The organism is Streptomyces swartbergensis (genome assembly GCF_002148965.1).
Lineage (GTDB): Bacteria > Actinomycetota > Actinomycetes > Streptomycetales > Streptomycetaceae > Streptomyces > Streptomyces swartbergensis.
In genome coordinates this window covers 22,089-28,609 of record NZ_NGFN01000065.1, presented here as the reverse complement: position 1 = coordinate 28,609, position 6,521 = coordinate 22,089, and the positions used below count along the sequence as shown (strand labels likewise).

The window sequence follows — 6,521 nt, the reverse complement described above, 5'->3', positions numbered from 1 at the left end:
TCACCCTCCACCGCATCCCCGTCCCCTCCCCCCGCCCATCCGACTTTCCGGGCGATACGCGTGCTAAGGAGCCCGCGATGAGCGACATGATCACCGCGGACCTGGTCGATCTCGACCTGTCCGCCGACACCAAGGAAGCGGCGGCGCGTGCCCTCGCCGAGCGCATGGTGGCCCTGGGCCGGGTGACCGACCTGGACGGCTTCCTCGCCGACGTGGCCGCCCGCGAAGCCCAGATGCCGACCGGCCTCGACGGCGGCATCGGCATCCCGCACTGCCGCAGCGAGCACGTCACCGAGCCGACGCTCGCCTTCGGGCGCAGCGCCGACGGCATCGACTTCGGCGCGGCGGACGGCCCCGCCGACCTGATCTTCCTGATCGCCGCGCCGGCCGGCGCCGACGACGCCCACCTGACGATCCTGTCGTCGCTGGCCCGGCAGCTGATGAACACGGAGTTCACCGACGCCCTGCGCGCGGTGGGCGACGCGGCGGCCGCCGCGGCCCTGATCCGCGGCGACGAGCCCGGCGAGCCCGCCGCGGCAGCCTCCGAAGACCCCGTGGCGTCGGCGGGAGCGGCCTCTCCCGCCGCCGCCACGGTCACCGACGACGCCGACGACGCCGCTGACGCGGGGGAGCGCCCGTTCCGCATCGTCGCCGTCACCTCCTGCCCCACAGGCATCGCCCACACCTACATGGCGGCCGAGTCGTTGGAGAACGCCGGCCGTGAGGCGGGCGTCGAGGTCACCGTCGAGCCCCAGGGCTCGGCCGGCTTCACCCGGCTCGACCCGGCGGTCATCGCGGCGGCGGACGCCGTGATCTTCGCCCACGACGTGCCCGTACGGGAGAAGGAACGCTTCGCCGGGAAGCCGACCGTCGACGTCGGTGTGAAGGCGGGCATCAACCGCCCCGCGGAACTCATCGCGGAGGTCCGGGAGAAGGCCGCCCGCGGCGAGGTCACCTCCGGTTCCGCCCCGGCCACTCCCGTGGAGCGCTCCGGCGAGTCCGGCGAGGGCTACGGCACCAAGCTGCGCAAGTGGCTGATGTCCGGCGTCAGTTACATGGTGCCGTTCGTCGCGGCGGGCGGTCTGCTGATCGCCCTCGGTTTCGCGATCGGCGGCTACAAGGTCGACAAGGCCCCGTCGGTGATGGACCACTTCATGTGGTTGCAGGCCGACAGCTGGGCGGCCCTGCTCTTCCAGATCGGCGGCGTGGCCTTCGGGTTCCTGGTCCCGGTCCTGGCGGGCTACATCGCCTACGGCATGGTGGACCGGCCCGGTATCGTCCCCGGGTTCGTCGGCGGCATGATCGCGCTCAACATCAACGCCGGCTTCCTCGGCGGCCTCGCGGCCGGTCTGATCGCCGGTGGCGTGGTGATGGCGATCCAGAAGGTGAACATCCCGGCGGCGCTGCGCGGCATCATGCCCGTGGTGGTGATCCCGCTGATCTCCTCGGCGATCGTCGGGTTCCTGATGTTCGTCGTCATCGGCAAGCCCATCGCCTCCGCGCAGAAGGGCATGACCGACTGGCTGAACGGCCTGTCCGGCAGCAACGCCATCCTGCTCGGCGCCCTCCTCGGCCTGATGATGTGCTTCGACCTCGGCGGCCCGGTCAACAAGGTCGCCTACACCTTCGCCACCGCCGGTATCGCGGTGTCCAGCCCCAGCGACTCCGCGATGAAGATCATGGCGGCGGTCATGGCGGCCGGCATGGTCCCGCCGCTGGCGATGGCCCTCGCCACGACCGTGCGCGGCAAGCTCTTCACGCAGACCGAGCGCGAGAACGGCAAGGCCGCCTGGGTGCTCGGCGCCTCCTTCATCTCCGAGGGCGCGATCCCGTTCGCCGCGGCCGACCCGCTGCGCGTCATCCCGGCCTCGATGGCGGGCGGCGCGATCACCGGCGCCCTGTCGATGGCCTTCGGCGCCACCCTGCGCGCTCCGCACGGCGGCATCTTCGTGGTCCCGCTGATCGGCAGCCCGCTGCTCTACCTGGTCGCCATCGCCGCGGGCGTCTGCGTCACCACGGCCCTGGTGGTCGTCCTCAAGGGCCTGCGCAAGCCGGCCCCGGGCGCCGCACCGGCACCCGGCGGGGGCACCGCCCCGGCGGCGGAGAAGAAGCAGCCGGTGGCGGCGTAGGCCCGCTGAGGTTCGCCCTCTTTCAGAGTATGTGAGCCGTTCATGCCACCTGCGAGATAGATCACGAAAATCACGGCCCGGGACAGAAGTCCCGGGCCGTGGTGTCTACTGGGCGCATGCCTGAGCACGTCTCCCGGTGGCCCGAGGGCCACTCCCTCCCCGCCCTCCCGCAACAGCGGCAGACAGGTCACCGCTCGGAGTCCGTGGAGCTGACCCCGGAGGAGAGAGACGCCTTCGCCGAGCTGGTGCGCCGACTCGGCGACAGGGACTAGTACTGCGGCATCACGAGAGCTGCGCCGCCCGCCGCTCCATCGCCTCGCGCGCCGCGTCCTCGCTGGCGTACACCTCGCACATGTGCCGTCCGTCCGGTGTCGCCGTGTGCTCCACCTCCCAGAGGGAGACCTCCGCGCCGTCGCGCAGCAGGAACGCGTGCTCGTAGAGCGAGTAGCCCAGCCCCGCCCGGSCCGCGCGGCACGGGCGGCCGAAGGCCTGGGTGATCTGGTGACCGGACGCCGTGGCCAGCAGGGCCGCCGTGTCTTCGCCCGGCCGGTCCGCGTTCTCCGCACGGCGCAGTAAACGCCGCGCGTGGTCCGCCGAGTCGTCCCGGGCGTAGGCGTGCCGGGGCGCGGCGACCGGGGACAGCTGCACCGTCACCGGCAGTTCGAAGTCAGGCGTGTCCGGCGGCAGCGGCAGACGCGAGGTGGCGGCGCGCAGCTCCTCCTCGTCGACGTACACCTCGTGCTGCGGCTCGCTGCCCGGCGCGGTGTTGTGGACGAGCTCCCAGAGCGTGAGCGCCGAACCGTCGGCGAGCAGCCACGTGTGCCGGTACGTCTCCCGGTGCAGGCCCGCGCTGTGGTGTGCGGAGTGCAGCGAACCGTCGTACGCCAGCGCGCAGTCCAGCCGCCTTATCGTCTCGTCCGGCAGCTCGAAGGAGTTCAGGGCGCGGCCGAGGAGTCGCGCGAGGTGCTCCTCCGGAGACTCGGGCGAGTCGTGGGGTTCGTACGCTGCCGTCTCGTACGGAACGCTCAAGGTTTCTCCCGGCGTTGCTGCATGTCACCTTGTGGGTGCATACGGTAGCCCCTCGGTCGGACATCATGTCCGGGAACCGAGAAAACGTACGTCCAGGAAAACGCACGGGCCGCGCGAAAAGTTCCCGCGCGGCCCGGTCGGCCCGTCAAAAACCCCAGTTGGGGAGGTCGTTCATCCGCTTACGAGGCGCTGCCCGCCACCCACTGGCTCCACGCCATGTTCCAGCCGTTGAGCCCGTTGTCCGGCGCCACCGTCTTGTCGGGGGAGTTCTTGACGACCACCACGTCGCCGATGAGCGAGTTGTCGTAGAACCACTTGGCCGGCGTGCTGCCCCCGGCGCCCTGGACGTCCGCCAGGCCGACGCAGCCGTGGCTGGTGCCCTGGCGGCCGAAGGGCGGATTGCCCTTGTTGTACCAGTAGTTGCCGTGGATGAACGTGCCGGACGTCGTCAGGCGCATCGCGTGCGGCACGTCCGGGATGTCGTACTCACCGCCGAGCCCGACCGTCCGGCTGTTCATCCGGGTCTGCACGAACTTCTCGGAGATCACCATCTGCCCGTTGTACGTGGTGTGCTGCGGGCTGCCCGCCGAGATCGGGATCGTCTTGAGAGTCTTGCCGTCCCGCACGACCGTCATGGTCTGCGTGTTGACGTCGACCGTGGAGACCTGCGAGCGCCCGACGGTGAAGGTGACCGTCTTCTTCTGCACGCCGTAGACGCCGTTCGTGCCCTCGACCCCGTCCAGGTCGATCTTCATCGTGACCTTGGAGCCGGCCTTCCAGTACTCCTCGGGCCGGAAGTCGAGCCGCTGGGAGCCGAACCAGTGCCCGACGACCTTCTGCCCGCTGCTGGACGTGACCGTGATGTGCGACTGCACGTCCTTGCGGTTCGTGATGGCCTTGTCGAAGTTGAACGACACCGGCATGCCCACACCGACCGTGGTGCCGTTGTCCGGCGTGTACGTGCCGATGAAGCTGTTCGCCGAGGTGACCGTCGTGAAGATGGAGTTCGCTGCGGCCGTACGGCCCTTCGTGTCCTTGGCGGTCGCGGATATCTGGTACTTCGTGCCGCGCTCCAGCTGCTCCTTCGGCTTCCAGGCCTTGCCGTCGGAGGAGATCGAGCCCGGTACGGCCTGATCGCTGCCCGCCACCGTCATCTTCACGTCGGTCAGCTTCCCGTCACTGACCTTGACGCCGGTCGAGTTGATGGAGGCGTCGGTCGCACCGTCCTTCGCCGAGATGGCGATCTTCGCGACGGACGTCTTCGCCGAGTCGTCGCCACCCTTGGCGTCGTCCTTGGCGTTGGCGCTGCCACCGCAGGCGGTGAGCGTCAGGGCGCCGACCATCAGGGCGGCACAGGCCAGCAGTTTGCGCCGCGCTGCAATGTCCGGCGTTGTCACGGGCTGCTCCCAGTTCGTGTGATGTGCGTGGTCCGCTCCAGTACGTGAGGGAAGAGGGGGCGGGCGGCCGGTCGGGTTCCGTCCGTGCGCGGTGAACGCCATCACGTGACAGAACCGCGACAAAGTCCGGTCCCGCTGTGAACTGGCTGTGCGCCGCAGGCCTGTTCAGCGGCCCGCGTACAACTCCCCGTACGAGGGCCACGCCCCGCCCGGACCGTCGACCGGCTCCGCGGCGCGCACGGCCCGCACGATCGCCCGGGTCACGACGTCCGCGCCCGCGGCGAGGATCTCGTTGAGGGCGAGCGGGTTCGCGGCGTCCAGGATGCGGTCCCCGGTCGCCAGCGCGAACACCGTGTCCCCGTCGTTGAGGAGGTGCACCGGCCGCACCGCGCGGGCGATGCCGTCGTGTGCCGTACCGGCCAGCTTCTGCGCCTGCGCCTTCGACAGGTCCGCGTCCGTGGCGACCACGGCGAGCGTGGTGTTGAGCGGCGGAGGCGTGCTCCTCGCGGCCGTCTCGGCGAGGCGCCGCCGCGCGGCCTCGTGCACCCGCGCCTCCGGGTACTCCACCCGCCCCTGGAACAACTCCCCGTACAGCACCCCCGTCTCCGGATCCAGCACCGAACCCGCCGCGTTGGCCACCACCAGCGCGGCCACCGTGATCCCCGAGCCGAGCACGGTGCTCGCGCCGCCGACGCCGCCCTTCACGACCCCGACCACCGCCCCCGTGCCGGCGCCCACACACCCCTCGGGCACCGGCGCGCCGAACTCGCTCACCGCGGCCGCCTCGACCGCCGCCCGGCCGGWSGCSGCSWCCGGCCGGGCCCGGAAGTCGCCGCCCCGCCCCAGATCGAAGACACAGGCGGCAGGCACCACCGGCACGACATGCGCCGGGTCCGCCCCGACACGGATCCCGCGCCCCTGTTCCTCCAGCCAGGCCATCACCCCCGAAGCCGCGTCGAGCCCGTACGCGCTGCCGCCGGTCAGCACGATCGCCTCGACCTTCCGCACCACGTTGCGCGGGTCGAGCGCGTCCGTCTCCTTGGTGCCGGGACCACCGCCCCGCACGTCCACGGCGGCCACCGCCCCGCCCTCCGGGGCCAGCACCACCGTGGTGCCGGTGAGCCAGCCGTCACCGGCGCGGGTCGCGTGCCCCACCCGCAGGCCGGAGACATCCGTCAGAGCGTCCACCAGAGCGTCAACTGTCATGGCGCCCAGTCTTGTCCAGACCCGGGCCCTGGGGGCGTGCACGGCCGGTCGGCGCCGTCAGCCCTTCAGCGGTCTGGAACGAGATCTGGAGGCGGTCACTGCGGGCCTCTCCAGGGCCTCAGGCGTCCGCCGGCGGATTGATCTCCGGTGGTTCGTTATTTCTTTGCCGCCGGGCTTCGAGTTCATTCGCCGCCGTACGAAAGAGGCGATCCATGGCGTCAGCCTGCTTTTCCTGCGCCTTCCTTGCCTTCTTGGTCTCCTCAGCGAGGACGTGAGCGCTCCATTCCAAAGATTCCCTGTTCAGCAGGGAATGCTTCAGTACATCCAAGTCAATGGTGTACGTCAGCGGCTCTACGGGACCAAACGGCCCGGAGCAATTGACTACTACTGTGTAGCGGTGTGGTAGGTCTGAGCTGAAGAGTTGGTGCCCAACGTCCATCAAGTACATGAGTTGCCGTTTGGGGGGTAGTACAGGAATCTTGCGCGTCACCGCATTGTTCAGTATGGCCGTGGCCTCATCTCCGCGAGTTGATCGCAAGGGAGGATCAATCGTTAGCTGTACGTCGCGCGCCATCGTCGGGCCGCTGTTCTCGATAAAAAAGCACAGCAGTTGCGATCCCGGCACCCGCTCTCTGATGTCCGCGACCACGTAGGGCTGCGCTTGTTCGCGCTGCGCCTGCTCGGTGAGCTGATTGGCCTTCTTCGCAGCCTTCATCTGCTGGTGGGTGTACATGAAAGATCCTGCCGCAGTAAGGACAGA

The 6,521-nt window shown here is 69.9% G+C and carries 6 protein-coding genes; 2 read left to right on the top strand and 4 right to left on the bottom strand.

The annotated features are described in order from the left end of the window. The first annotated feature begins 77 nt into the window (after window positions 1-77). Both CA983_RS13455 and CA983_RS46215 read left to right on the top strand, forming a co-directional pair. Complete coding sequence (locus tag CA983_RS13455) at window positions 78-2,129, top strand: PTS fructose transporter subunit IIABC (RefSeq protein ID WP_086601127.1); 2,052 nt, start codon at window positions 78-80, stop codon at window positions 2,127-2,129. A 116-nt stretch (window positions 2,130-2,245) separates the two neighbouring features. After that, window positions 2,246-2,401: a hypothetical protein gene (locus CA983_RS46215; protein ID WP_158101862.1), complete on the top strand. Its 156-nt coding sequence runs from the start codon at window positions 2,246-2,248 to the stop codon at window positions 2,399-2,401. 10 nt (window positions 2,402-2,411) lie between these two features. Here the strand turns inward: CA983_RS46215 and CA983_RS13450 are convergent, their stop codons facing one another. The 4 genes from CA983_RS13450 to CA983_RS13435 form a co-directional block, all read right to left on the bottom strand. Beyond that, complete coding sequence (locus CA983_RS13450) at window positions 2,412-3,158, bottom strand: DUF6227 family protein (protein ID WP_086601126.1); 747 nt, start codon at window positions 3,156-3,158, stop codon at window positions 2,412-2,414. A 179-nt stretch (window positions 3,159-3,337) separates the two neighbouring features. Then, window positions 3,338-4,555 carry a L,D-transpeptidase gene (locus CA983_RS13445; protein WP_208636949.1) on the bottom strand — a complete coding sequence of 406 codons (1,218 nt, stop codon included), beginning with the start codon at window positions 4,553-4,555 and terminating at the stop codon, window positions 3,338-3,340. Window positions 4,556-4,720: 165 nt separating this feature from the next. Beyond that, window positions 4,721-5,761, bottom strand: coding sequence for a P1 family peptidase (locus CA983_RS13440; protein WP_086601124.1), 1,041 nt, complete (start codon window positions 5,759-5,761; stop codon window positions 4,721-4,723). 118 nt (window positions 5,762-5,879) lie between these two features. Then, a complete protein-coding gene (locus CA983_RS13435) occupies window positions 5,880-6,494 on the bottom strand; it encodes a hypothetical protein (RefSeq protein WP_086601123.1) in 615 nt (204 codons plus the stop codon). Window positions 6,495-6,521 lie beyond the last annotated feature (27 nt).

Coding starts and splice junctions, on each gene's coding strand:
- CA983_RS13455 (WP_086601127.1), top strand. CDS start 78: ATGAGCGACATGATCACCGCGGACCTGGTCGATCTCGACCTGTCCGCC.
- CA983_RS46215 (WP_158101862.1), top strand. CDS start 2,246: ATGCCTGAGCACGTCTCCCGGTGGCCCGAGGGCCACTCCCTCCCCGCC.
- CA983_RS13435 (WP_086601123.1), bottom strand. CDS start 6,494: ATGTACACCCACCAGCAGATGAAGGCTGCGAAGAAGGCCAATCAGCTC.